Below are 23,818 nucleotides of genomic sequence, written 5' to 3'. Positions count from 1 at the left end.
ATGGATAGTTGACCTTGACATTTGCAAGCCCTATCTTTTGTCAGCCCTGCCACTACTGCGGCTCGCAGAGACCCTCTTCACGCACTGTCCAGCAGGTTTTACCCCTTGATGCCAGGGGACGCACATGGCTCTTTTTTTGATTGTTTACTATGAATGTCACGCTGAAAGAAACGCTGGTCGCCCGCGGACTGGTACTGAACCCATGGACAGGATTCTACTTTTTACAATCGCTGTTTATTAACCTGGCGCTGGGCTACGACTTTAGCCTGCTCTATACCGTTGCTTTTACCTGCGTGCTGCATCTGCTGTGGCGCAGCTTTCCGCGCGCGCAAAAAGTGGCGATCGGCGCCTATTCGCTGCTGGCTGCCATGTATTATCCTTTCGGCCAGGCCTACGGCGCGCCCAATTTCAACACGCTGCTGGCGCTGCATGCCACAAACATCGAAGAGTCCACCGAGATCCTGACCATTTTCCCGTGGTACAACTATCTGCTGGCCGTGTTTATCTTTGCGCTCGGCGTGATTGCCGTACGGCGCAAGCCGGACGCATCGGCGCGATGGGGGAAAATGGAGACGCTGGGGCTGCTGTTCTGCACCGCTATTTTCTTTCTCCAGCCGGTGCAAAACCTCGCCTGGGGCGGCGTCTTTAAGGTTATCGACACCGGCTACCCCGCCGTACGCTTCGTTAAAGATGTGGTGGTAAATAATAATGAAGTGCTGGATGAGCAGGCGCGAATGGCGCAGCTGGCGAATATGAAAGACAGCTGGCACGTACTGGCGGTAAAGCCCAAATATCATCTGTATGTGGTGGTGATCGGCGAGAGCGCGCGTCGCGATGCGCTCGGCGCCTTTGGCGGCCACTGGGACAACACCCCGTTCGCCAGCTCGGTAAAAGGCTATCTGTTCAATGACTACGTTGCCGCCAGCGGTTCAACGCAGAAATCGCTCGGTTTAACCCTCAACCGGGTGGTCGATGATAAACCGCAGTTTCAGGATAACTTTGTCACCCTCGCCAACCGCGCCGGTTTTCAGACCTGGTGGTTCTCGAATCAGGGGCAAATTGGCGAATACGATACGGCAATTGCCAGCATCGCCAAACGCGCGGACGAAGTTCAGTTCCTCAAGAACGGCGATTTCGAGGCCAATAAAAACACTCAGGATGAGCAGCTATTAAAGTTGACCGCGCAGGTGCTTGCCACCCGTCGCACCCAGCCGCAGCTGATTGTCCTGCATTTGATGGGTTCGCATCCGCAGGCCTGTGACCGCACCAAAGGGAAATACGCGGTTTTTGTTCAGTCGAAAGAGACCTCCTGCTATCTCTACACCATGACGCAAACCGATACGCTGCTGAGCGATCTTTATACTCAGCTACAAAACTCGGGCGAAACCTTCTCGATGACCTATTTTTCCGATCACGGTCTGGCTTTTAAAGAGCGCGGGAAAGAGGTGCAGTATCTGGCGCACGACGATAAGTACCAGCAGAATTTCCAGGTCCCCTTTATGGTGATCTCCAGCGATGATAAAGCGCATAAGGTCATTAAAGCGCGGCGGTCCGCCAACGACTTCCTCAGCTTCTTTTCACAGTGGACCGGCATCAGCGCTCAGGAGATTGTCCCGCGCTATCGTTTTATCTCGGAACAGAAGGCCGGCCCCATCTACATCACTAACTTCCAGCTAAAGAAAGTGGACTATACCCATCTGGGTACCGACGCGTTTACCATCAATTAACAGAGTCGCGTGAACCGCAGGCAAAAAAAATCCGCCCCTTGAGGCGGATTTTTTATATCACCGGAGTGATTAGAAGCGGTAACCTACGCCAGCAATCCAGGTGCCAACGTCAACGTTACGAATGCGAGACTGCTCGTAGGAGAAGTCCAGAGCAACGTTTTCGATCGGGTTGAACTGCAGACCAGCACCGTAAGAGAAACCGTAGTCGCTCATGTCAGATTTGTTCGGGTAGCTGTTGTCCTGGAATTTACCGTAACCAACACCCACTACGCCGTAGATGCTCGCCCAGTCATTCAGACGGTAAGCCGGACCTGCGGTGATGCCGTAGTACTGACCTTTTTTGTAAACGCCAGACTCAGAACGATCTTTTTCGGTGTAGGTGAAAGAACCGATAACACCCAGCGGGTTGTTGTCTTGCTCGTAGCGGTACTTCAGGTTGAAACCGCCTGCTTTGTTCGCTTCACCCTGCATGTCGCTCTGCGCGTAGCCACCGGTAACGGTAGAAGTCGCAGCGAAAGCAGTGGTACCTACGGATGCAGCCAGAACAACGGCCAGTGCTGAAAAACGTGCAATTTTATTCATAACCACCTCAAATGTGTTTCTAATAAGTCCTAAGCATTAAATATAACAAAAACTTTTGGGAAACTCTTTTCACTTTACATTGTCTAACGTACTTTTTCATGTAACTAAAGGTTTCTACGTTTCTATAACAAACTGGAAAACAAACCTTTTTTACAAATATACTCCTATTAAGGCTCATAAAGCGCCAGACGTGTATCCAGATTATTCCTAATCTTCTGGTGAAATTATCTTCAACCCCGCGCTATTGTACTGCTTTTACACCCCTTTTTTTCAACATTAGCTCAACCGGCGCGGGGTAATTCATTTACACTGGAACCTTTACCGCATTTGACAAAATTGACAGGAGAAAGGATGCCCGGCTCGTCCCGCAAAGTACCGGCATGGTTGCCGATACTGGTTATTTTAATTGCCATGATTTCGATCCAGAGTGGCGCCTCGCTGGCCAAGTCACTCTTCCCGCTGGTGGGTGCGCCAGGCGTTACCGCCCTGCGCCTCGCGCTCGGCACCTTCATCCTGGTGGTTATCTTCAAACCCTGGCGCCTGCGCTTTGCCCCGGAGCAGCGCCTGCCGCTGCTCTTCTACGGCCTGTCGCTCGGTGCGATGAACTACCTGTTCTATTTATCGATTCAACGCATTCCGCTAGGCGTCGCCGTCGCGCTGGAGTTTACCGGCCCCCTGGCGGTGGCGCTCTTTGGCTCCCGTCGCCCCCTCGACTTCGTCTGGGTGGCGCTGGCGGTGCTCGGGCTCTGGTTTCTGCTGCCGCTGGGGCAAAGCGTGGCGCAGATCGATCCCATTGGCGCGCTGCTGGCCCTCGGCGCTGGCGCCTGCTGGGCGGTCTACATTCTGACCGGCCAGCGCGCCGGCGAAGAGCATGGCCCCGCAACGGTCGCTATGGGGTCGCTGATCGCTGCGGTGGTCTTCGTCCCGATGGGGATGATCCAGGCCAGCGATACGCTCTTTCAGTGGGGGCTGCTGCTGCCGGGACTGGGGATCGCCATTTTATCGACCGCGCTGCCCTACTCTCTGGAAATGGTTGCCTTGACCCGCATGCCCAGCAAGACCTTTGGCACCCTGATGAGCATGGAGCCGGCTCTCGCCGCGCTTTCCGGAATGGTGTTTCTTGGCGAAACGCTAACCGCGACCCAAACGCTGGCGCTGGGGGCGATTATTCTTGCCTCGATGGGATCCACGCTGACGATGCGTCGGGAAACGAAGATACAAAAGGTCGACATCAGCTAGTGAAAAGGAGCTGATTGACGAGAAAATCAATCATCTCCTTAATTTATAAACTATTTTTCCTGACTAACAGCCCTGCGCTATCAGACCGATAGAGACTACCGCCGCTGCAAAGCTCAAATCCGTTGCTATACTTAATTCCGCAAGTTATTGGGATGAGACGCTCCGAATAATTCGAATTTGAAGTATGACGAGTACAAATATCAAGAGGATATGACACTATGAGTACCGCAAAACTGGTTAAAACTAAAGCAACGAATCTGCTCTATACCCGTAACGACGTCGCTGATAGCGCGAAGAAAGCGACCGTTGAGCTGCTGAATCGCCAGGTGATCCAGTTCATTGACCTGTCTTTGATTACCAAACAGGCTCACTGGAATATGCGCGGTGCAAACTTTATTGCCGTTCATGAGATGCTGGACGGCTTCCGCACTGCGCTCGTCGACCACCTTGATACGATGGCAGAACGTGCCGTACAGCTTGGTGGCGTAGCGCTGGGTACAACTCAGGTCATTAACAGCAAAAGCCCGCTGAAAAGCTACCCGCTGGATATCCATAGCGTCCAGGACCATCTGAAAGAGCTGGCCGACCGCTATGCGATCGTCGCCAACGATGTGCGTAAAGCCATCGATGAAGCCAAAGATGAAGATACCGCTGATATCTTTACCGCCGCTTCCCGCGACCTGGATAAATTCCTGTGGTTCATCGAAGCCAATATCGAGTAAGGCCAACTGCCGTCAGCCACGCTGGCGGCTTTTTTTTCTTTCCACTTCCCCGCCGCGCACCACTTCAGTGCATGAGAATGTACAAAATACGCGCAAAAGTAAATCAATTGTAATAATCACCTCACACAATCGTTACGCCGAGATTGTTTTAACATCAGGGTTTGCGTTAAAAATGCTCTTGTTATGCGATGCCTTTATGACGCACCAAAACGGTGCCCCATATCGGTGCATTTAACGTTATCCGTTATCAAAATTGTGCAACAGGCGCCTTCCTGCTTGTTATAAAACAACAGGTTGTAAAAGTGGCATGATTTTTTCATAAGGCAACTCGTTCTCGCAGGGGATCGTCCCGTGGATATAAAAGGAAATGCTATGAAGTCTGTATTTAAAGTTTCACTGGCTGCACTGACCCTGGCTTTTGCGGTTTCTTCTCACGCCGCTGATAAAACACTGGTTGTCGCGACCGACACGGCGTTTGTACCGTTCGAATTTAAACAGGGCGATAAGTATGTCGGTTTCGACGTTGACCTGTGGGCTGCTATTGCGAAAGAGCTGAAGCTTGACTACACCCTGAAGCCAATGGACTTCAGCGGTATCATTCCGGCGCTGCAGACCAAAAACATCGATCTCGCGCTGGCGGGGATCACCATCACCGACGAACGTAAAAAAGCGATCGACTTCTCTGACGGCTACTACAAAAGCGGCCTGCTGGTCATGGTTAACGCGAATAATAACGATATTAAAGATGTCAAAGATCTGAACGGTAAAGTGGTTGCCGTGAAGGGCGGCACCGGCTCCGTTGATTACGCGAAAGCCAATATCAAAACCAAAGATCTGCGCCAGTTCCCGAACATCGATAACGCCTATATGGAACTGGGTACCGGTCGCGCTGATGCGGTTCTGCACGATACGCCAAACATCCTTTACTTCATCAAAACTGCGGGTAACGGCAAGTTCAAAGCGGTAGGCGACTCGCTGGAAGCACAAAACTACGGTATCGCCTTCCCGAAAGGCAGCGACGAGCTGCGTGAAAAAGTGAACGGCGCGCTGAAAACGCTGCGTGAGAACGGCACTTACAACGAAATTTATAAAAAATGGTTCGGTACTGAACCCAAATAATAATTAGCGATACTCTCTTCCAGGCCTGCTGTGGTCTGGTAGACCTGGAGCTCTCCGGGCTACCCGTCAGCAGGCCTGAATAGTTTTCTCAGGGGGTTTTCCTCTGTTTTCGACACGGTAACAGGAACACATTATGCAGTTTGACTGGAGTGCCATCTGGCCCGCCATCCCAATTTTACTGGAAGGCGCCAAAATGACGCTGTGGATTTCGGTCCTCGGCCTGGTCGGCGGTCTGATAATCGGTCTGGTGGCCGGTTTCGCCCGCTGTTTCGGCGGCTGGATTGCCAACCACATCGCGCTGGTCTTTATCGAAATCATCCGCGGCACCCCAATTGTGGTGCAGGTCATGTTCATCTACTTCGCCCTGCCGATGGCGTTTAGCGATTTACGCATCGACCCGTTCTCGGCGGCGGTGGTGACTATTATGATCAACTCCGGCGCCTATATTGCGGAAATCACCCGCGGCGCGGTGCTGTCGATCCATAAAGGCTTCCGGGAAGCCGGCCTCGCGCTGGGCCTTTCTCGTCGCGAAACTATCCGCTACGTGATCCTGCCGCTGGCGCTGCGCCGTATGCTGCCGCCGCTGGGCAACCAGTGGATTATCAGCATCAAAGATACCTCGCTGTTTATCGTCATCGGCGTGGCCGAACTGACCCGTCAGGGTCAGGAAATTATTGCCGGTAACTTCCGCGCGCTGGAGATCTGGAGCGCCGTTGCGGTTATCTACCTGATCATCACCCTGGTGCTGAGCTTTGTTCTGCGTCGTCTTGAAAGAAGGATGAAAATCCTGTGATTGAATTTAAAAACGTTTCCAAGCATTTTGGCCCAACCAAGGTGCTGCATGATATCGATCTGAAGATCAACCAGGGCGAAGTCGTGGTGATTATCGGGCCGTCCGGTTCCGGTAAATCGACCCTGCTGCGCTGTATTAACAAACTTGAAGAGATTACCAGCGGCGATTTGATCGTCGACGGTCTGAAGGTCAACGACCCGAAGGTTGACGAGCGGCTGATTCGCCAGGAAGCCGGGATGGTGTTCCAGCAGTTTTATCTGTTCCCGCACCTGACGGCGCTGGAAAACGTGATGTTCGGCCCGCTGCGCGTTCGCGGCGCCAATAAAGCGGCGGCGGAAAAACTGGCGAAAGACCTGCTGGAGAAAGTGGGCCTCGCGGAACGTGCGCACCACTATCCTTCTGAGCTTTCAGGCGGACAGCAGCAGCGCGTGGCCATTGCCCGGGCGCTGGCGGTTAAACCCAAAATGATGCTGTTTGATGAGCCGACTTCCGCGCTTGACCCTGAACTGCGTCATGAAGTACTGAAAGTGATGCAGGATCTGGCCGAAGAAGGCATGACCATGGTTATCGTTACCCACGAAATCGGCTTCGCCGAAAAAGTGGCGTCGCGCCTGATTTTTATCGATAAAGGGCGTATTGCGGAAGATGGCGATCCGCAGATGCTGGTGAATAACCCGCCCAGCCCTCGCCTGCGCGAGTTTTTGCAGCACGTAGCCTGATGCCCCCCGGCTCTCCCTTCGCGGGAGAGCCGCTTTCCAGAATCATCCCAACCTCGCTCTGCGGATCTCATCTTCTATACTTATTGGTTTGAGATGCAATGGAGGTGCCTGTGCCGCGGATTTTGTTACTGCTTGCCCTACTCTTCACCGCTCCGCTATGGGCCGCGACGCTGCCCGGCGTTCCGGCAACCACAGCGGACCCGTCCAGCAGCAGTGAACCCGATGTGGCGCAGAAGAAAGCGGCCTACGGCGCGCTGGCCGACGTGCTTGAAAACGCCGACGCCCGTCAGGAGCTTATCGAGCAGTTGCGGAAAGCCGCCGCCACGCCGCCGCCGGACAGTACGCCGAAGCTGACGCCGCCGGAAATAAAAGACGAGACCACGGTGCTGGAGAACGTCACTCACATCAGCCGCGAATACGGAGAGCAGCTCTCTTCGCGCTTCTCCCAACTGTGGCGCAACATCACCGGTTCTCCGCACAAACCGTTTAATTCTCAGACTTTCACCAACGCCGCCTGGCATTTCCTGCTGCTGGCGGGCCTGGTCTTTGCGTTCTGGTGGCTGGTACGCCTGGCGGCCCTGCCGCTGTATCGCAAAATGGGCCACTGGGGACGGCATAAAAACCGCGACCGCAGCAACTGGCTTCAGCTACCTGCAACCATCGCCGGCGCGTTTATTTTTGACCTGCTTCTGCTGGCGCTCACGCTCTTCGTGGGCCAGCTTTTAAGCGACCGCCTGAACGGTAACAATCCCACCATCGCCTTTCAACAAAGCCTGTTTCTCAACGCCTTCGCGCTGATTGAATTTTTCAAGGCCATTCTGCGGCTTATTTTTTGCCCCCGCATCCCGGAGCTACGCCCGTTTAACCTCAGCGATGAAGCGGCGAAATACTGGAACCTGCGTCTCAGCGCGCTGAGCAGCCTGATTGGCTACGGGCTCATCGTCGCGGTGCCGATTATCTCCAACCAGGTCAACGTACAGTTCGGAGCGCTGGCCAACGTGGTGATTATGCTGTGCATTACGCTCTGGGCGCTGTACCTGATATTTCACAATAAGAAATTGATTACCCAGGGGCTTATCCATCTCGCCGACCGCTCGCTGGCCTTCTTTAGCCTGTTTATCCGCGCCTTTGCGCTGATCTGGCACTGGCTGGCCTGCGCCTATTTTATCGTGCTGTTTTTCTTCTCCCTGTTCGATCCCGGCAACAGCCTGAAATTTATGATGGGCGCGACGCTGCGCAGCCTGGCCATCATCGGCGCCGCCGCGCTGGTCTCCGGTATTCTGTCGCGCTGGATTGCGAAAACCATCACCCTGTCGCCGGAAACCCAGCGCAACTATCCCGAACTGCAAAAACGGCTGAACGGCTGGATCTCCGCGTCGCTGAAAGCCGCGCGTATCCTGACGGTCTGCGTGGCGATCATGCTGCTGCTCAGCGCGTGGGGGCTGTTCGATTTTTGGCAGTGGATGCATAACGGCAGCGGGCAAAAAGCGGTCGATGTGCTGATTCGTATCGCGCTGATCCTCTTCTTCTCGGCAATTGGCTGGACGCTGCTCGCCAGCCTGATTGAGAACCGGCTGGCATCGGATATTCACGGCCGCCCGCTGCCCAGCGCCCGCGCCCGAACGCTGCTGACGCTGTTTCGCAACGCGCTGGCGGTGGTCATTAGCACCATTACTATCATGATCCTGCTTTCGGAAGTGGGCGTGAACATTGCCCCGCTGCTGGCCGGCGCCGGCGCGCTGGGCCTGGCGATTTCGTTCGGCGCGCAAACCCTGGTTAAAGATATTATTACCGGGATTTTTATCCAGTTTGAGAACGGCATGAATACCGGCGATCTGGTGACCATCGGGCCGTTAACCGGGACGGTAGAACGTATGTCGATTCGCTCCGTCGGCGTACGCCAGGATACTGGCGCTTATCACATTATTCCGTGGTCTTCGATAACCACCTTCGCCAACTTCGTGCGCGGGATCGGCTCGGTGGTGGCCAACTATGACGTTGATCGACAGGAGGATCTGGATAAGGCCAACCAGGCGCTGAAAGACGCGGTCGCGGAAGTGATGGCGCAGGAAGAGATTCGCGGGCTGATCATTGGCGAGCCCTCTTTCGCTGGATTGGTGGGCTTAAGCAATACCGCCTTCACCCTGCGCGTCACCTTTACCACCCTGCCGTTGAAGCAGTGGACGGTAAGGTTCGCCCTCGACACTCAGGTGAAAAGGCATTTTGACCTCGCGGGCGTGCGGGCGCCGGTACAAACTTACCAGGTTCTGCCGATGCCGGCACCGGCGGGACCGCCGGCACCCGCCGAGCCCACGTTATAAAGCGCGGCGACGTTTGGCTTCGTCCATAAAGGTCCAGGCGATAAAGCGGCTCTGCTTATTCCCCTGGGCCATCTCTTTTTTCACCACTTTCACCGCGCCGACGTCGGTCAGCGCACGGTAGAGCGGCGGCAAATTGTCGCCGCGAGAAACCAGGGAGGTAAACCACTTCACCTGACGGCCAAACTGCTGGCTCTCCGCAATCATCTGCGTAATAAACGCAACCTCGCCCCCTTCGCACCACAGCTCCTGCTGCTGGCCGCCAAAGTTCAGCACGCTCTCCTCGCCCAGTCCCAGGTTGCGACGTTTACGCTCACCGCCCGCCTGCGCGCTGGCGGCGGAATCATGGAACGGCGGGTTGCACAGGGTCGCGTCGTAGGTCTCATTTTTATGAATAATGCCGGTCAGAATCGCTTTGGCGTCTTTTTGACGACGCAGGCGGATCTGGCGAGTCAGGCCGGGATTGCCGTTGACGATAGCCTGGGCGCTGGCGAACGCGTCGGCGTTCACTTCGCTGCCGGTAAAACGCCAGCCGTACTCGTGCACGCCAATGAGCGGATAGATGCAGTTTGCGCCAACGCCAATATCGAGAATGCTGGCGTTGGCCGGGATCGTCCCGCTATCCAGCGCCAGCAGATCGGCGAGATGATGGATGTAGTCCGCCCTGCCCGGCACCGGCGGGCAGAGAAAGCCGTCGGGAATATCCCAGTGTTTCACCGCGTAGAAGTGCGCCAGCAGCGCTTTATTCAGCGCCTTCACCGCCAGCGGATTGGCAAAGTCGATGGTCTGCTCACCCACCGGGTTAAGGGTGATAAAGCCCTGGAGCTCAGGGTGGGCCTGGCACAGCGCGGGCAGGTCGTAGCGTTGTTGGTGACGGTTACGCGGGTGTAACCCCGGTTTCTGGGCTTTCATGGCAATCTCCTTTGAACAGCCGCGTAAGATACCCGTTGACGGCGGCGCGGTAAATAAGTGAGTCTGGTTATCTCTTTTTTTGTCACGGGTGTCGTATGTATTTTTACCAACCTTCGCACGGACACGGGCTGCCGCACGACCCGCTTAACGCTATTATCGGGCCGCGCCCCATCGGCTGGATAGCCTCCCTTGATAACAGCGGCCAGCGTAACCTCGCGCCGTACAGTTTTTTCAACTGCTTTAACTATCGGCCGCCGATTATTGGTTTTGCCAGCAGCGGCTGGAAAGATAGCGTACAGAATATCGCTGAGACTAAAGAGTTCGTCTGGAATCTGGCCACCCGGCCTCTGGCGGTCGCGATGAACGAAACCTCCGCCACCCTTCCCCATAATGAAGATGAATTCATCCGCGCCGGGCTGACTGCCGCTCCCAGCCGCATCGTCAGCGCGCCGCGGGTCGCCGAAAGCCCGGTAAACTTCGAGTGTCGCCTTTCACAATGCATCCAGTTAACAACCGCAGAAGGACGAGCGGTTGACACCTGGCTGGTGCTGGGCGAAGTGGTGGCGGTGCATATCGATGAATCGCTGCTGGAAGACGGAATTTACCAGACCGCCAAAGCCCAGCCGATTCTGCGCGCCGGAGGCCCCAGCGCCTATTATGGCATTGATGAAAGCCTGCGCTTTGACCTCGTTCGTCCGGACGCCCGCTAACCCTCCCACCCGGCCTGTACTAGCGCCGTTTTCCAGGCCGGGTAGCTGAATGCCATTTTCGCGCAACAACCTCGCCTGCCCGGTGCGCCTTTATGTAGAAAAAATGCAGCCAATGTAAATAAATGTATTTATTTTTTTATAAATGAGTGATAGAAATTCGCCTGATGTTTGATAATGATTATCACAATCATTATCAAACTCATTGCTTTTGTAAAAAATCACCTGCAGTGGTCGGGGCGAAGCAACGCTTCGTCTGCGGTCGTTATGGCCTAATTAAAATTATAAGTCACTTATTGATATGGAAAAAAATAACAATTTGCCGTTCAGCAGTTTTCACTCGCTCACTCTCTTCACCGGCTTATGCCTGAGTCTTTCTCCGACCGGCCAGCTGCTTGCCGCGGATAGCACTGAAAAAAATAGCGGCGAAACGCTGGTGGTCGAAGCGCAGACGCCATCGCTGTACGCGCCGACCCGCTCCGCCGATCCTAAATTTTCACGCCCGATTGCCGACACAACGCGGACGGTTAGCGTGGTCTCTGAGCAGGTGATGAAGGACCAGGGCGTCACTAACCTCACCGACGCGCTGAAAAACGTTCCCGGCGTCGGCGCTTTCTTTGCCGGCGAAAACGGCAACTCGACGACCGGCGACGCGATTTACATGCGCGGAGCGGACACTTCCAACAGCATTTACGTCGACGGCATCCGCGATATCGGCAGCGTCAGCCGCGATACTTTTAATACCGAGCAGATCGAAGTCATCAAGGGACCTTCAGGCTCCGACTACGGACGCAGCGCGCCGACCGGCTCGATCAATATGATCAGCAAACAGCCGCGCCTCGATTCCGGCATCGACGCCTCCGCCAGCGCGGGCAGCGCCTGGTTCCGACGCGGCACCCTGGATATTAACGAGGCCATTGGCGAAACCAGCGCGGTGCGTCTGAATCTGATGGGCGAGAAAACCCACGATGCGGGCCGGGACAACGTGAAAAACGAGCGTTACGGCGTCGCGCCATCGGCCGCATTTGGCCTCGGCACCGAAAACCGCCTGTATCTTAACTATCTGCACGTAACCCAGCACAACACGCCCGACGGCGGCATTCCCACCATCGGTCTGCCGGGCTATTCCGCTCCCAACGCCGGCACCTCGGCGCTGAATCACTCCGGCAAGGTCGCCACCAGCAACTTCTACGGCACCGACTCCGACTACGATGATTCCACAACCGATACCGTGACGATGCGCTTCGAGCACGACCTGAGCGACACGACGACGATTCGCAACACCACCCGCTGGTCTCGCGTGAAGCAGGATTACCTGATGACTGCGGTGATGGGCGGCGCGTCAAACATCACTCAGCCAAACCCCAACGATGTCGGCACCTGGACCTGGTCGCGCCTGGCGAATACCAAAGACATTAGCAACAAGATCCTGACCAACCAGACTAACCTGACGTCGACGTTCTATACCGGGGCCATCGGTCATGACGTCAGCACCGGTGTGGAATTTACCCGCGAAACCCAGACCAACTACGGGGTATATCCGCTCACGCCTCCGGCGGTGAATATTTATCATCCGAACAGCGATATCTCCATCGGCGGCCTGAACCGCAGCGGCGCCAACGCTAACGGACAGACGGATACCTTCGGCGTCTATGCTTTCGATACGCTGCAGATAACCCAGGACGTCGAACTTAACGGCGGGATCCGTCTGGATAACTACCAGACCAAATACGATAGCGCCAGCCTGTGCGGCGGTACCGGACGCGGTGCCATCGCCTGCCCGACCGGGGTGGCGAAAAATACCCCCGTCACCACCGTCGATACCTCAACCAGCGGTAACCTGGTTAACTGGAAGGCCGGCGCGCTGTACCACCTGACCGATAACGGCAACCTCTACGTCAACTACGCTGTCTCCCAGCAGCCGCCGGGAGGGAGCAACTTCACCCTCGCGCAAAGCGGCACCGGCAGCAGCGCCAACCGAACCGACTTTAAACCGCAGAAGGCCAAAACCAGCGAAGTCGGCACCAAGTGGGAGCTGATGGATAAGCGCCTGCTGCTGACCGCCGCCCTCTTCCGCACCGATATTGAAAACGAAGTCGAGCAGAACGACGACGGCAGCTATTCGCAGTACGGTAAGAAGCGCGTTGAAGGCTATGAGATCTCTCTGGCCGGTAATATCACGCCCGACTGGCAGGTTATTGGCGGCTATACCCAACAGCACGCCAGCGTTCGTGAAGGCGCGAATACCGCCCAGGATGGCACCAGCGCGCTACCGTATACGCCAGAGCATGCGTTTACTCTCTGGAGCCAGTATCAGGCCACCGATGCGATCGCCGTCGGCGCCGGCGCGCGATACGTCGGCAGCATGCATCGCGGCAGCGACGGTGCGGTCGGCACGCCTTCCTATACCGAAGGCTACTGGGTGGCTGATGCCAAAGTCGGCTATCGCATTAACCGTAATCTCGACCTGCAGCTGAACGTCTACAACCTGTTTGATACCGACTATGTCGCCTCGATTAACAAGAGCGGCTACCGTTATCACCCGGGCGAACCGCGAACCTTCGTGCTCACCGCCAATATGCACTTCTGATCCACCCCGGGGCGGCTACGCCCCGTTTTCTCCGGAGATAAAACGATGATGTATCATATTCCCGCCGTTCTCAGCTCTCAGGAAGTGGACGATTTTATCGCTCAGCTGCAGCAGGCGGAATGGGTCGACGGGCGCGTGACGACCGGCGATCTGGGCGCCCAGGTCAAAAATAACCAGCAGGTTGATACCCACAGCAATCTTTACGGCGAACTTCAGGGCAACGTACTGGCGGCGCTGAATCGCAGCTCGCTGTTTTTTGCCGCCGCGCTGCCGAAAGCGATTTCCAGCCCGCTGTTTAATCGTTATCAGCAGAGCGAAACTTATGGTTTCCACGTCGACGGCGCGGTACGCAGCCAGGCGCAGGGAGGCTGGATGCGCACCGATCTTTCCGCCACGCTCTTTTTAAGCCCCCCGGAGAGCTACGAAGGCGGTGAGCTGGTCGTGAACGATACCTACGGACAGCATTCGGTTAAGCTCCCTGCCGGGGACCTGGTGCTCTATCCTTCAAGCAGCCTGCACTGCGTCACTCCGGTGACCTCAGGCGTTCGCGTCTCCTCGTTCTTGTGGGTTCAGTCAATGATCCGCGACGATAAACGCCGCAGTATGCTGTTTGAACTGGATGGCAATATTCAGAAATTAAAAAGCCGCCACGGCGAAAGTGACGAAGTCCTGTCTCTGCTTAATCTTTACCATAACCTGCTGCGCGAATGGTCAGAGATCTGAGCCTTGTCTGGTCATTTTTTACCCCCATATTCTCTATACTAAAGAGAGGCGAGATAGCGAGGTGAACTATGGCATCAGGCTGGGCGAATGATGACGCGGTGCAGGAACAGATCGACAGCACCATCAACGACGCGATAGCTCGGGCGCGAAACGAACTGTCATCGGGGGAAAGCAACAAATTTTGTGAAGAATGTGGGGAGCCGATTCCTGAGGCGCGCCGACGGGCGGTGGCGGGGGTGAAATACTGCGTAAAATGCCAACAGGAGAAAGATTTACATAACAATACGTTTTCAGGATATAATCGCAGAGGCTCCAAGGATAGCCAGCTTCGCTGACCAATATTTACCGTTCATTACGCACATCGCGTTATCTTTTCGCGCACGTTTTTTGGCAAACGGCGTGGCAAAATGTGCCCTTCCAGCCCCCCGTTCGCCGCCCCGACCTGTTTCGCCGCCGCCGGCTAAAATAATTTATTAATATTCAATAAATTAATAGTCGTTCAAAAAATTAGATGAAGACTGTTAATTTCCTTCGATTTTATCTCCCGCTAAAAACCGTGATACTTATCACATCGACGGAACATCGTCCCCTATACAGAACAACCTGCGAGAGATTAACTATGAAAAACATCAAATATGCTGCCGCCGCTATCGCCCTTTCCGCTCTGTCTTTCGGCGCGTTCGCCGCTCAGCCGGTGACATCGGCTCAGGCAGAGAGCATGAACAAAATTGGTGTGGTTTCCGCTGAAGGCGCGACGACGCTGGATGGACTGGAAGCTAAACTGGCTGAAAAAGCCGAGGCCGCTGGTGCAACCGGCTATAGCATTACCTCCGCTAACAGCAACAACAAACTGAGCGGTACTGCGGTTATCTATAAATAATCGTCAGTTATCCCTGTAGCAACAGCAACACCCTGTAATGCCACTGTTTTAACCCTGTAAGATCCTTTAATACCCTTGCCTTGCCCGTCCATGCCACTGGACGGGCTTTTTTTTGCCTGCGATCCTGCGATAGGGTTACCAGCTCTCAGCCACCTTCGCCAGCCCCTGCTCCAGAGACAAGACCACGCCGGTGGCCAAAAGACAGCAGGCCAGCTGAATTTTCAACGATGACGGCAGCGGTTCGCTCCCGACCATACAGCGCTCGATCCAGCGCGCGGTAACTTCGGGATCTTTTGACTCCGGCAGAGCGACTGCCTGCGCAGCAGCGCCATCCTGACGCTCGTTAACCACCCGCGTACCGGTCTCATCAATCAGGCTAATCTGCGGGCAGCGCTGCGGGTTAGCGTAAACCTCGCCTTCGGTACCGTGCATCAGCAGCGCCCGGCCGCCGATCCCGGCAAAAAATTTCGCGACCCGACCGACGTACTCAGGATGCGAAACGCTCGACAGGCGCAGCGCCGCATCTTCGGCAAACGGCGTCGCCAGCTTGGCCAGGGTGTGTGCGCTGTTACGCACGCCCATGCGCCAGCGCATCGCCAGCTGTTTTTCCAGCGGCGGACAAAATACGCCGACCGGAACGTAAACCGGCTGGTGACTATCTAACCGCGCCTGTGCCTGGCCCGCGTGAAGCGTTGCCGGGATCCCCATCAGGTCAAAAATGGTTTCCGTCAGCACGCGGGTGGGATCGTGGCTCACGCCGTGAACGATAACCGGGAAGCCGAGCTTATGCAGCAGGACGGCCAGCAGCGGCGTCAGGTTAGCCTGTTTACGCGCGCCGTTATAGCTGGGGATCACAATCGGCATCGGCTTGCCGACCGGCGGCGTCAGCTTAATGGTGTGCTCCTGCATCGCTTCATAGAAGCCCTTCATCTCCGCTTCACCTTCGCCCTTGATGCGCAGGGCAATAAGAATGCCGCCGAGCTCAAGGTCAGGCACCTCGCCGTTAAGCATCCGCGAGTAGAGCGCGCGGGCCGTTTCCACGTCCAGGTCGCGAGCGTGGTTTTTTCCGCGCCCGACTTCTTTAACGATCTTGCTGTAGTCCATTGCAGGCTCCTCTGAGCGTCTCACCGCGTCGACATTGCACCGCTAACGCCGTTTGCGACGCGTCTGTTTTGTTTTAGTTTTTACTATAACCTCAGGGACGGCTGGCTGCTCTATCGGAAATATGGGTAATGCATTCAATAAACGCTTACCGTAGTTTTTGGTCAACAGGCGTTTATCATAAATTACCACCTCTCCCCAGCAGCTATGGCTACGGATCAGGCGGCCAACCTGTTGAATCAGGTTGAATGACGCGCTGGGCAGGCTCTGAACTTCGAACGGATAGCGGTTGAGGCTTTTGAGCCATTCGCCTTCGGTGATCACCACCGGGCTGTCAATCGGCGGGAAAGCGATCTTGTGGATATGCACCTGGCTTAACAGTTCGCCTTTTAAATCCAGGCCTTCCGCGAAGGATTGCAGCCCAACCAGTACGCTGCGCTCGCCGCCTTCAACGCGTTTACGATGCAGCTCGACCAGCCGGTAGCGAGGCTTATCCCCCTGAACCAGCAGCAGCAGGCGCAGATCGGTAACCTGTTCGAGAAACCGCTGCATCGCTCTTCCGCTGGCGAAGAGTACCAGCATGCCGAGATGCTTTTTGCTCTCAACCTGTTCCCGGAAATAGGCGGCCATCTCGGCAATATGCTGCTCTTCGTTATCGATAAGCGGTTCATAATGCATCTGCGGAATGACGATTTTACCCTGTTCGACGTGATTAAAGGGCGAATCCAGCGCCACAAAGCGGTCTCCCGCTTTCTCTTTCAGCCCGCTCATCTCCTGCAGACGCGAAAAGCTATTAAGCGAGCGTAGCGTCGCAGAGGTAACGACGATATGCGGGACGCTGCGCCACAGCAGCCTCTCAAGCTGATCGCTGACGCGGATCCCCACGCAGTGGAACCAGATATGCATCTGGCCATCCCGCAGGTCGCGGGTGACCCATTTGGTCACCGGCGCGCCGGAGGACTGCGCCAGCGATGCCAGCCGCCACAGTTTACTTTGGCTTTCAAACATCCCCAGCGCTCGGTTCATCTGCAGCAGAACCCGGTGCAAACGCACCACGTCGTGACTGCCGGTTTTTTCGCCCAGATCGTTAAGGAACAGCTCCGCCAGACCGCGCAGCGTTTCGGTGAGCTTCGCCAGCCGCTGGCAAATCTCCATCACTTCCTGCGGCAGCTCCCCCATCGGGAAGCGGTGCTCCGCCTCCTGCCCGGCCGGCATGTACAGATTGAGGATATTATTCAGGGAGGAGATAAGCTCATAGAGCTCCTCGCAATGCCCATTCAGACGCTCGGGATTCGCCAGCGGCGGCGTGGTTTTAGGGCGAAACTGCTCCATGCAGGTCGCGACCAGCTTCGTAAAAAGATCCAGTTGCAGGCGGTACCAGGGGGCGGTGATTTCCGCGCTCATTTCCAGCGCATCGCGGGCCACCTCCGGAAGATGGTGGCCTTCATCCAGCACCAGCAGCAGATGCTTCGGTTCCGGCAGCACCGCTTCGCTTTCCATCGCCGCCATCACCAGCGCATGGTTCGCCACCACCACTTCTGCTTCCTGGATTTCCCGGCGGGCGACAAAAAACGGACATTCGCGATAATAGTGGCAGTTGCGGTTCAGGCAGCTGGCTTTATCGGTGCTCAGGCGGCTCCATAATGAATCATCCACATTTTTATCGGTATGATCGCGCAGGCCGTCCCATTTGTAGCTATCAAGGTCCGCTTTCAGCGTCGCGCACAGCTTCTGTTCCGCCTGGTTGTTAGGCGTGAGTTCGTCATCAAGAAAGGCCAGTAAATCCTGCTGCGTTGGCTCGGTGCTGGCAAGCGCGGCCAGGTTACGCGGGCAGACGTAGCGCCCGCGGCCAAAGGCGGCGGTAAATCGCAGGTCGGGAATGATTTTGCGCAGCAGCGGCAGGTCTTTACTGTAGATTTGGTCCTGCAGAGCAACGTTGGCGGTACTGACCACCAGCGTTTTTTGTTCTTCACGGGCAATGGCGATGCCGGGAATCAGGTATGACAAGGTTTTGCCGACGCCGGTCGGGGCTTCTATCGCCAGATGTCGCCCCTCTTCCCCGGCGAGCGTCTTCGCCACATCGGCAATCATCTGCCGCTGCGGAGGACGGGGAATAAAGTCAGGGATTTGTTCCTGAAGCGCCTTATACCAGGCGGCGATTTGCGCTTTCAGCGCTGCGGTCAAAGCCATGAGAAAACCTGAATACTGTATAAACAGCCACTATTGTGCCATTTTTTAGCCGTCGGAAGGAACGTCTTTCTGAGCAAACTGGAATCACGCTCGAGGTTATGCTGAGCGAAGCGCGTCCGGGTAAGGAGTCTTACCCGGACAACCCATCAGTGGCTTAGCCGCGCGATCGCGGCTCTCGCCACAGGAGTGACGGGATAGTGTTACTCCGCCGCGGCGGGTTTGCGCGGGCGACGACGGCGAGGAGGCTTACCGTCCTGAGTTCGCGCTTTCGGCGCTTCGCCATCGGTACGACGCGGAGCGGACTGCTGACCGCGACCTTGCCCCTGGCCACCGCGGCCCTGACTCTGGCCACCGCGACCGCCGCCGCGCTGCTGCTGACGACCGTTCTGAATCGGCTCGGCTTTAATCGATGGATCCGGCTCGTAGCCCGCCAGGGCAATACGCGGGATCTCTTTTTTCAGCAAGCGTTCGATATCATGCAGCAGTTTATGTTCATCAACGCAAACCAGCGACAGCGCTTCACCCGTGGCCGCGGCGCGCCCGGTACGACCGATACGGTGCACATAGTCTTCCGGTACGTTTGGCAGCTCGTAGTTCACCACGTGCGGCAGCTCTTCAATATCCAGACCGCGCGCGGCGATATCGGTGGCCACCAGTACGCGAATGCCGCCGGATTTAAAGTCAGCCAATGCGCGGGTACGCGCGCCCTGGCTCTTGTTGCCGTGAATAGCGGCGCTGCGGATGCCGTCTTTATTGAGCTGTTCCGCCAGATGGTTTGCGCCGTGCTTGGTGCGGGTAAAGACCAGCACCTGCTGCCAGTTACCTTCACCGATCATCTGCGACAGCAGCTCACGTTTGCGCTTTTTATCGACAAAATGCACCAGCTGGCTCACCTGCTCAGAGGCGGTGTTGCGGCGGGCGACTTCGATCTCCAGCGGGTTATGCAGCAGCTTTTCCGCCAGCGATTTAATGTCATCGGAGAAGGTTGCGGAGAACAGCAGGTTCTGACGTCTGGCCGGCAGCTTCGCCAGCACCCGGCGAATATCGTGAATAAAGCCCATATCCAGCATACGGTCGGCTTCGTCCAGCACCAGCACTTCGACTTTGTCGAGGCTCACGGCGTTCTGATGTTCAAGATCCAGCAGACGACCCGGCGTTGCCACCAGGATATCGACGCCGCTGCGCAGCTTCATCATCTGCGGATTAATGCTCACGCCGCCGAACACCACCAGCGAGCGAACGTTGAGGTATTTGCTGTAATCACGGACGTTCTCGCCAATTTGCGCCGCCAGCTCGCGCGTTGGGGTCAGGATCAGCGCACGCACCGGGCGACGCCCTTTAGCATGCGGCTCCTTTTGGATCAGATGCTGAAGCAGCGGCAGCGTAAATCCCGCCGTTTTGCCGGTACCGGTCTGAGCGCTGGCCATCAGATCGCGACCCTGTAATACTGCCGGGATAGCCTGCTGCTGAATTGGGGTTGGCTCAACGTAGCCCTGCTCAGCGACGGCGCGCAGGATTTCAGGATTCAGGCCAAGGGAATCAAAAGACATAACAACTCCGAACCGCCCCGGCCCGTCACAGGCGTAGTTTTCAGGGAGATTATTGCGAAAGAGATGGCAAAAACCACAATGCCATGAAGCTGCGCAGTCTAGCAGATTTTGTGACGAACCGCATAAAATCTGCCGAAAAGAATCCTCCGGCTAACAAACCACTGCTCCCCGTCCTGTCGATGAGAAGCGGCGATGGCGCTTCGCGCCAGGCGTCCCCGAAATAGCCCGTTTAATGCCTCGACGGGGAAACCGCGAACAAAAGCAGAGAAACGCCGCCGCAGAACGCGGCGGCGAAGGCGATTAACGCAGGCGATACTTAATTTTTTCGACCATCTTCGCGGTGGAGATGCCGTAGCGGTCGTGCAGCGTCGGAAGCGCGCCGGCCAGCAGGAATTCGTCAGGCAAACCGACGGTATCCAGCTCGCAGCGTACGCCTTTACGCATCAGCAGCGCGGCAACCGCCTCCCCCAGCCCGCCGACCGACGTGTGGTTTTCCGCGGTCACCACCAGACGGCCGGGCTTCGAAGCCTGCGCAACGATCGTTTTTTCATCAAGCGGTTTGATGGTGGGGACATGCAGCACCGCCGCGCTGATATTATCGGCCCGCAGTTTTTCAACCGCCTCGAGGGCGCGCATGGTCATCAGCCCGGAAGAGATAATCAGTACATCGTTACCGTCCTCCAGCAGCTTCGCCTTGCCCAGCTCAAACTGATAATCATATTTATCGAGCACCAGCGGCACCTTACCGCGCAATAGACGCATATACACCGGACCGTCGTGGTCGGCAATCGCCGGTACCGCCTGCTCTATCTCCAGCGCATCGCAGGGATCGACGATGACCATGCCGGGAATGCCGCGCATAATCGCCAGATCTTCCGTTGCCTGATGGCTCGGCCCGTAGCCGGTGGTCAGGCCCGGCAGCGCCGCGCAGATCTTCACGTTCAGATGCTCTTCGGCGATGACCTGATGGATAAAATCATAGGCGCGACGGGTGGCAAAAGCGGCGTAGGTGGTGGCGAAGGGAATAAATCCCTCCTTCGCCATTCCCCCGGCGGCTCCCATCAGCAGCTGCTCCGCCATTCCCATCTGGAAGAAGCGATCCGGAAAGGCCTGGGCGAAAATATGCAGATCGGTATACTTTGACAGGTCCGCGGTCATACCGACGATTTCCGCGCGCTGGGCCGCCAGCTTCGAGAGCGCGACGCCAAACGGCGCGGAAACGGTCGCCTGACCTTCATCAGCAATGGAGGCGATCATCGCCGACGTTTTTAAGCGTGGTTTACTCTGGCTCATTACAGCACTCCTTCCGGTTTGTTGGCGTCCAGCACCGCAATCGCTTTTTGCCATTCGTCGGCATCGACGCGGATAAAATGGTTCTTATCGCGGGTTTCAAGGAACGGCACCCCTTTGCCCATCAGCGTGTCGCATAAAATGACCCGCGGCTGGTTGCCCGCATGATTTTTCGCGTTATCAAAAGCGGCCACCACCGCCGCCAGATCGTTACCGTCCACGCGCTGCACGTACCAGCCGAAGGCGGCCCATTTTTCATGCAGCGGCTCAAAGCCGAGAATTTTGCGCGAATCGCCGTCCGCCTGCTGTTTGTTCACGTCAACGAGGTTAATCAGGTTAGTCAGGCCGTAGTGGGCCGCCGACATCGCCGCTTCCCAGGTTGAACCTTCGTCCAGCTCCCCATCCGACATAGAGTTAAAAACCCAGGATGCGCTGCCCTTCTTCTTCAGACCGAGCGCCATCCCGACGGCGATGGAGAGCCCCTGCCCCAGCGAGCCGCCGGACATCTCCATTCCAGGCGTATAGGTCGCCATGCCCGACATCGGCAGGCGGCTGTCGTCGGAACCGTAGGTCTCCAGCTCCTCTTCCGGGATAATTCCCGCTTCCAGCAGCGCCGCATAATAGGCGATGGCGTAATGGCCGTGAGAGAGCAGAAAACGGTCACGCCCTTCCCACTGCGGATCTTCCGGACGGTAGCGCATCGCGTGGCTGAAGGCGGTGGCCAGCACATCCGCATAGCCTAATGCCTGGCCGATATAGCCCTGTCCCTGGACTTCGCCCATTTGCAGGGCATAGCGACGGATACGCCACGCCGCCGCGGCAACTTGTTGTGTTTCTGTCATCTTCATCTGATTGCCTCGCTTAGTGGATTAACATGCCGCCGTTCACGTCCAGGGTGATACCGGTCGAGTAGGAAGAGAGATCGCTGCCGAGGAACAGGGCGGCACGCGCGATATCCACCGCATCGCCCAGACGGTTCATCGGGATCCCGGCGAGGATATTGGCCGTCATGTCGTCGGTCAGCTTGCCGGCGGTAATATCGGTCTGAATCAGCCCGGGCGTGATGCAGTTTACGCGGACGTTATCTGGGCCAAGCTCGCGCGCCATCGCCCGCGCCAGGCCGAGCACACCGGCTTTTGCCGCGCTGTAGTGCGGGCCGCCGAAGATACCGCCGCCGCGCTGGGCGGAAACCGAAGAGATACAGACAATGCTGCCTGATTTTTGCGCCCGCATCGCCGGAATAACCGCCTGCGACATCAGCAGCGTGCCGCGCAGGCTGACGTCCAGCACCGCGTCATAGTTGGCGCGCTTAATTTCCATCAGCTTCAGCGGCTGGGTAATGCCGGCGTTATTCACCAGCACATCGACCCGGCCATATTTCGCCAGAATCTGTTCGATTGCCGCCTGCACCTGAACTTCATCGGCGACGTTCGCTGCCAGACCAAGATGGCCTTCGCCCAGAGCCGCCGCAGCGGCTTTGCTGGCTTCGCCATTGAGGTCGATAATGACCACGCTGGCGCCGTTCTCGGCAAATAATTTGGCGGTGGCAAAACCCAAACCGCGTGCGGAGGCCGCGCCAGTAATAATGGCGACTTTATCTTTTAATAACATATTTTCACTCCATGACATGACGTCATATTAATTAACAGAAATATTGCCGTTATTGTGGCTCATCGAGGAAAAGAATCACCACCAGACCTATTGCGGCGCAGATACCAAAATAGGTAAATACAGAATTAAAGCTGCCGGTCTGATCAAGTAAAAAACCGGCGGCCATCGGGGCGACAAAGCCGCCAAGGTTGCCGCCGCTATTAATAATAGAAGAGGCAATTGGATAGGTTTTACTGTCCGAAACGGCCATTCCGTAGGCGGTAAAAGCCGGCCAGCCAATATTCAAACAAAAACCGACAAAGAATAATCCAATACATACCGCCCAGGTGCTTGCTGGAATGTTCAGCATAATGAGCATCATGACCACGGTTGAAATCGCGGTGAACATCATGGTGGGTTTACGCCGGCGGCCTAACACTTTATCCGAGATCCAGCCTCCGCCAATCGCGCCAATAAAGCCGCCGATGCACGGCATACTCGCCACGAAGCCCATACTCATCACGTCAAAACCGCGCTCTTTCACTAAATACAGCGGGATCCACGTTAATAACCCGTACAGCACGCTGACCATCATAAAATAGGCCAGACAGTCACCAAGAATATTTTTCGAGGTAAATAATCCTTTCGCCGTATCGACAGGCGCCATCTTTTTCACCCGAATAATTTTATCCAGCCAGGTGAAGCGGTCGGCAATTAATATATTTTCGCGGACGGCGTTTTTATCAGTTTCACGCCCGGCATTAATCTCTTCCAGTTCGCGTTGCGAAACAAATCCGCTTTCCGCGGGCGTTGACTTAACCAACAGGTACCACGCGACCGCCGCCACAATCCCCGGTATCGCAAAGGAGAAAAAGACCCATCGCCAGCCCCAGGTAACCGCGATCCACACCGCCAGCGGCGGTACGATTATCGGCGCAAACATGGTGGCGGCGATGTAGACACCCGTTGCCGTGGCTTTCTCTTTCGGCGGGAACCAGTTATTAATGGTTGAAGCCAGCCCCACCGGGCACGGCCCTTCGCTAAGCCCCAGCCCCAGTCGCACCAT

At 56.3% G+C, this 23,818-nt stretch carries 21 protein-coding genes; 12 read left to right on the top strand and 9 right to left on the bottom strand.

Going from position 1 to position 23,818, the window contains the following annotated elements; genetic code table 11:
- Positions 1 to 149: 149 nt before the first annotated feature.
- The gene (locus tag FQK12_RS10325; protein ID WP_014228516.1) at positions 150 to 1,727 is read left to right on the top strand and encodes a phosphoethanolamine transferase; all 1,578 of its coding nucleotides are present in this window, start codon (positions 150 to 152) and stop codon (positions 1,725 to 1,727) included.
- Between the two features lie 69 nt (positions 1,728 to 1,796).
- Here the strand turns inward: FQK12_RS10325 and ompX are convergent, their stop codons facing one another.
- Positions 1,797 to 2,309, bottom strand: a complete 513-nt coding sequence (gene ompX / locus FQK12_RS10320) for an outer membrane protein OmpX (protein ID WP_004130755.1) — start codon at positions 2,307 to 2,309, stop codon at positions 1,797 to 1,799.
- A gap of 351 nt (positions 2,310 to 2,660) precedes the next feature.
- Between ompX and rhtA the strand changes: the two genes are divergently transcribed.
- From rhtA to ybiO, 6 genes are all read left to right on the top strand, one after another.
- Positions 2,661 to 3,548: a threonine/homoserine exporter RhtA gene (gene rhtA, locus FQK12_RS10315; RefSeq protein ID WP_004100495.1), complete on the top strand. Its 888-nt coding sequence runs from the start codon at positions 2,661 to 2,663 to the stop codon at positions 3,546 to 3,548.
- Positions 3,549 to 3,766: 218 nt separating this feature from the next.
- A complete protein-coding gene (gene dps / locus FQK12_RS10310; protein WP_004130751.1) occupies positions 3,767 to 4,270 on the top strand; it encodes a DNA starvation/stationary phase protection protein Dps in 504 nt (167 codons plus the stop codon).
- Positions 4,271 to 4,642: 372 nt separating this feature from the next.
- Entirely contained in the window at positions 4,643 to 5,389 is a 747-nt protein-coding gene (gene glnH / locus FQK12_RS10305) for a glutamine ABC transporter substrate-binding protein GlnH (protein WP_004849110.1), read from the top strand.
- A gap of 133 nt (positions 5,390 to 5,522) precedes the next feature.
- The gene (gene glnP, locus FQK12_RS10300) at positions 5,523 to 6,182 is read left to right on the top strand and encodes a glutamine ABC transporter permease GlnP (protein ID WP_004100490.1); all 660 of its coding nucleotides are present in this window, start codon (positions 5,523 to 5,525) and stop codon (positions 6,180 to 6,182) included.
- On the top strand, positions 6,179 to 6,901 hold the full coding sequence (glnQ, locus tag FQK12_RS10295; RefSeq protein ID WP_004849106.1) for a glutamine ABC transporter ATP-binding protein GlnQ: 723 nt from the start codon (positions 6,179 to 6,181) through the stop codon (positions 6,899 to 6,901). The genes glnP and glnQ overlap by 4 nt, the downstream gene beginning before the upstream one ends.
- Positions 6,902 to 7,011: 110 nt before the next feature.
- Entirely contained in the window at positions 7,012 to 9,222 is a 2,211-nt protein-coding gene (ybiO, locus tag FQK12_RS10290) for a mechanosensitive channel protein (RefSeq protein WP_014228515.1), read from the top strand.
- Here the strand turns inward: ybiO and rlmF are convergent.
- Positions 9,217 to 10,131 (bottom strand): 23S rRNA (adenine(1618)-N(6))-methyltransferase RlmF, encoded by a 915-nt coding sequence (gene rlmF, locus FQK12_RS10285; RefSeq protein WP_014228514.1) that lies wholly within the window; start codon positions 10,129 to 10,131, stop codon positions 9,217 to 9,219. The two genes, ybiO and rlmF, sit on opposite strands and share 6 nt — an antisense overlap.
- A gap of 95 nt (positions 10,132 to 10,226) precedes the next feature.
- Between rlmF and FQK12_RS10280 the strand changes: the two genes are divergently transcribed.
- The 5 genes from FQK12_RS10280 (at position 10,227) to ybiJ (ending at position 15,031) form a co-directional block, all read left to right on the top strand.
- Positions 10,227 to 10,841 carry a flavin reductase family protein gene (locus FQK12_RS10280; RefSeq protein ID WP_014228513.1) on the top strand — a complete coding sequence of 205 codons (615 nt, stop codon included), beginning with the start codon at positions 10,227 to 10,229 and terminating at the stop codon, positions 10,839 to 10,841.
- 298 nt (positions 10,842 to 11,139) lie between these two features.
- Positions 11,140 to 13,428 carry a catecholate siderophore receptor Fiu gene (locus FQK12_RS10275; protein ID WP_014228512.1) on the top strand — a complete coding sequence of 763 codons (2,289 nt, stop codon included), beginning with the start codon at positions 11,140 to 11,142 and terminating at the stop codon, positions 13,426 to 13,428.
- Positions 13,429 to 13,473: 45 nt separating this feature from the next.
- The gene (gene ybiX / locus FQK12_RS10270) at positions 13,474 to 14,151 is read left to right on the top strand and encodes a PKHD-type hydroxylase YbiX (RefSeq protein ID WP_014228511.1); all 678 of its coding nucleotides are present in this window, start codon (positions 13,474 to 13,476) and stop codon (positions 14,149 to 14,151) included.
- Positions 14,152 to 14,219: 68 nt separating this feature from the next.
- Entirely contained in the window at positions 14,220 to 14,486 is a 267-nt protein-coding gene (locus FQK12_RS10265; protein ID WP_004130731.1) for a DksA/TraR family C4-type zinc finger protein, read from the top strand.
- Between the two features lie 284 nt (positions 14,487 to 14,770).
- Positions 14,771 to 15,031, top strand: a complete 261-nt coding sequence (gene ybiJ / locus FQK12_RS10260; RefSeq protein ID WP_004130722.1) for a DUF1471 family protein YbiJ — start codon at positions 14,771 to 14,773, stop codon at positions 15,029 to 15,031.
- Positions 15,032 to 15,166: 135 nt separating this feature from the next.
- Here ybiJ and ybiB read toward each other — a convergent pair whose 3' ends face one another.
- The 7 genes from ybiB to FQK12_RS10225 all read right to left on the bottom strand — a co-directional run.
- A complete protein-coding gene (ybiB, locus tag FQK12_RS10255) occupies positions 15,167 to 16,135 on the bottom strand; it encodes a DNA-binding protein YbiB (RefSeq protein WP_014228510.1) in 969 nt (322 codons plus the stop codon).
- A 42-nt stretch (positions 16,136 to 16,177) separates the two neighbouring features.
- A complete protein-coding gene (dinG, locus tag FQK12_RS10250) occupies positions 16,178 to 18,322 on the bottom strand; it encodes an ATP-dependent DNA helicase DinG (RefSeq protein WP_014228509.1) in 2,145 nt (714 codons plus the stop codon).
- A 200-nt stretch (positions 18,323 to 18,522) separates the two neighbouring features.
- The gene (rhlE, locus tag FQK12_RS10245; protein ID WP_004849082.1) at positions 18,523 to 19,872 is read right to left on the bottom strand and encodes an ATP-dependent RNA helicase RhlE; all 1,350 of its coding nucleotides are present in this window, start codon (positions 19,870 to 19,872) and stop codon (positions 18,523 to 18,525) included.
- A 300-nt stretch (positions 19,873 to 20,172) separates the two neighbouring features.
- Entirely contained in the window at positions 20,173 to 21,165 is a 993-nt protein-coding gene (locus FQK12_RS10240; RefSeq protein ID WP_014228508.1) for a transketolase family protein, read from the bottom strand.
- On the bottom strand, positions 21,165 to 22,010 hold the full coding sequence (locus FQK12_RS10235) for a transketolase (RefSeq protein WP_014228507.1): 846 nt from the start codon (positions 22,008 to 22,010) through the stop codon (positions 21,165 to 21,167). Before FQK12_RS10235 ends, FQK12_RS10240 begins: the two co-directional genes overlap by 1 nt.
- A 13-nt stretch (positions 22,011 to 22,023) precedes the next feature.
- Positions 22,024 to 22,773 carry an SDR family NAD(P)-dependent oxidoreductase gene (locus tag FQK12_RS10230; RefSeq protein WP_014228506.1) on the bottom strand — a complete coding sequence of 250 codons (750 nt, stop codon included), beginning with the start codon at positions 22,771 to 22,773 and terminating at the stop codon, positions 22,024 to 22,026.
- 49 nt (positions 22,774 to 22,822) lie between these two features.
- A partial coding sequence (locus tag FQK12_RS10225; RefSeq protein WP_261393013.1) for an MFS transporter occupies positions 22,823 to 23,818 on the bottom strand: 996 nt, incomplete at its 5' end.

The organism is Klebsiella sp. ME-303, assembly GCF_007910085.1.
In the GTDB taxonomy this organism is placed as follows: Bacteria; Pseudomonadota; Gammaproteobacteria; order Enterobacterales; family Enterobacteriaceae; genus Klebsiella; species Klebsiella michiganensis.
Note: the sequence above shows the minus strand (reverse complement) of the source record. Positions and strands in the feature narration are given on the sequence as shown.

Coding starts and splice junctions, on each gene's coding strand:
- FQK12_RS10325 (WP_014228516.1), top strand. CDS start 150: ATGAATGTCACGCTGAAAGAAACGCTGGTCGCCCGCGGACTGGTACTG.
- ompX (WP_004130755.1), bottom strand. CDS start 2,309: ATGAATAAAATTGCACGTTTTTCAGCACTGGCCGTTGTTCTGGCTGCA.
- rhtA (WP_004100495.1), top strand. CDS start 2,661: ATGCCCGGCTCGTCCCGCAAAGTACCGGCATGGTTGCCGATACTGGTT.
- dps (WP_004130751.1), top strand. CDS start 3,767: ATGAGTACCGCAAAACTGGTTAAAACTAAAGCAACGAATCTGCTCTAT.
- glnH (WP_004849110.1), top strand. CDS start 4,643: ATGAAGTCTGTATTTAAAGTTTCACTGGCTGCACTGACCCTGGCTTTT.
- glnP (WP_004100490.1), top strand. CDS start 5,523: ATGCAGTTTGACTGGAGTGCCATCTGGCCCGCCATCCCAATTTTACTG.
- rlmF (WP_014228514.1), bottom strand. CDS start 10,131: ATGAAAGCCCAGAAACCGGGGTTACACCCGCGTAACCGTCACCAACAA.
- FQK12_RS10280 (WP_014228513.1), top strand. CDS start 10,227: ATGTATTTTTACCAACCTTCGCACGGACACGGGCTGCCGCACGACCCG.
- FQK12_RS10275 (WP_014228512.1), top strand. CDS start 11,140: ATGGAAAAAAATAACAATTTGCCGTTCAGCAGTTTTCACTCGCTCACT.
- ybiX (WP_014228511.1), top strand. CDS start 13,474: ATGATGTATCATATTCCCGCCGTTCTCAGCTCTCAGGAAGTGGACGAT.
- FQK12_RS10265 (WP_004130731.1), top strand. CDS start 14,220: ATGGCATCAGGCTGGGCGAATGATGACGCGGTGCAGGAACAGATCGAC.
- ybiJ (WP_004130722.1), top strand. CDS start 14,771: ATGAAAAACATCAAATATGCTGCCGCCGCTATCGCCCTTTCCGCTCTG.
- ybiB (WP_014228510.1), bottom strand. CDS start 16,135: ATGGACTACAGCAAGATCGTTAAAGAAGTCGGGCGCGGAAAAAACCAC.
- dinG (WP_014228509.1), bottom strand. CDS start 18,322: ATGGCTTTGACCGCAGCGCTGAAAGCGCAAATCGCCGCCTGGTATAAG.
- rhlE (WP_004849082.1), bottom strand. CDS start 19,872: ATGTCTTTTGATTCCCTTGGCCTGAATCCTGAAATCCTGCGCGCCGTC.
- FQK12_RS10240 (WP_014228508.1), bottom strand. CDS start 21,165: ATGAGCCAGAGTAAACCACGCTTAAAAACGTCGGCGATGATCGCCTCC.
- FQK12_RS10235 (WP_014228507.1), bottom strand. CDS start 22,010: ATGAAGATGACAGAAACACAACAAGTTGCCGCGGCGGCGTGGCGTATC.
- FQK12_RS10230 (WP_014228506.1), bottom strand. CDS start 22,773: ATGTTATTAAAAGATAAAGTCGCCATTATTACTGGCGCGGCCTCCGCA.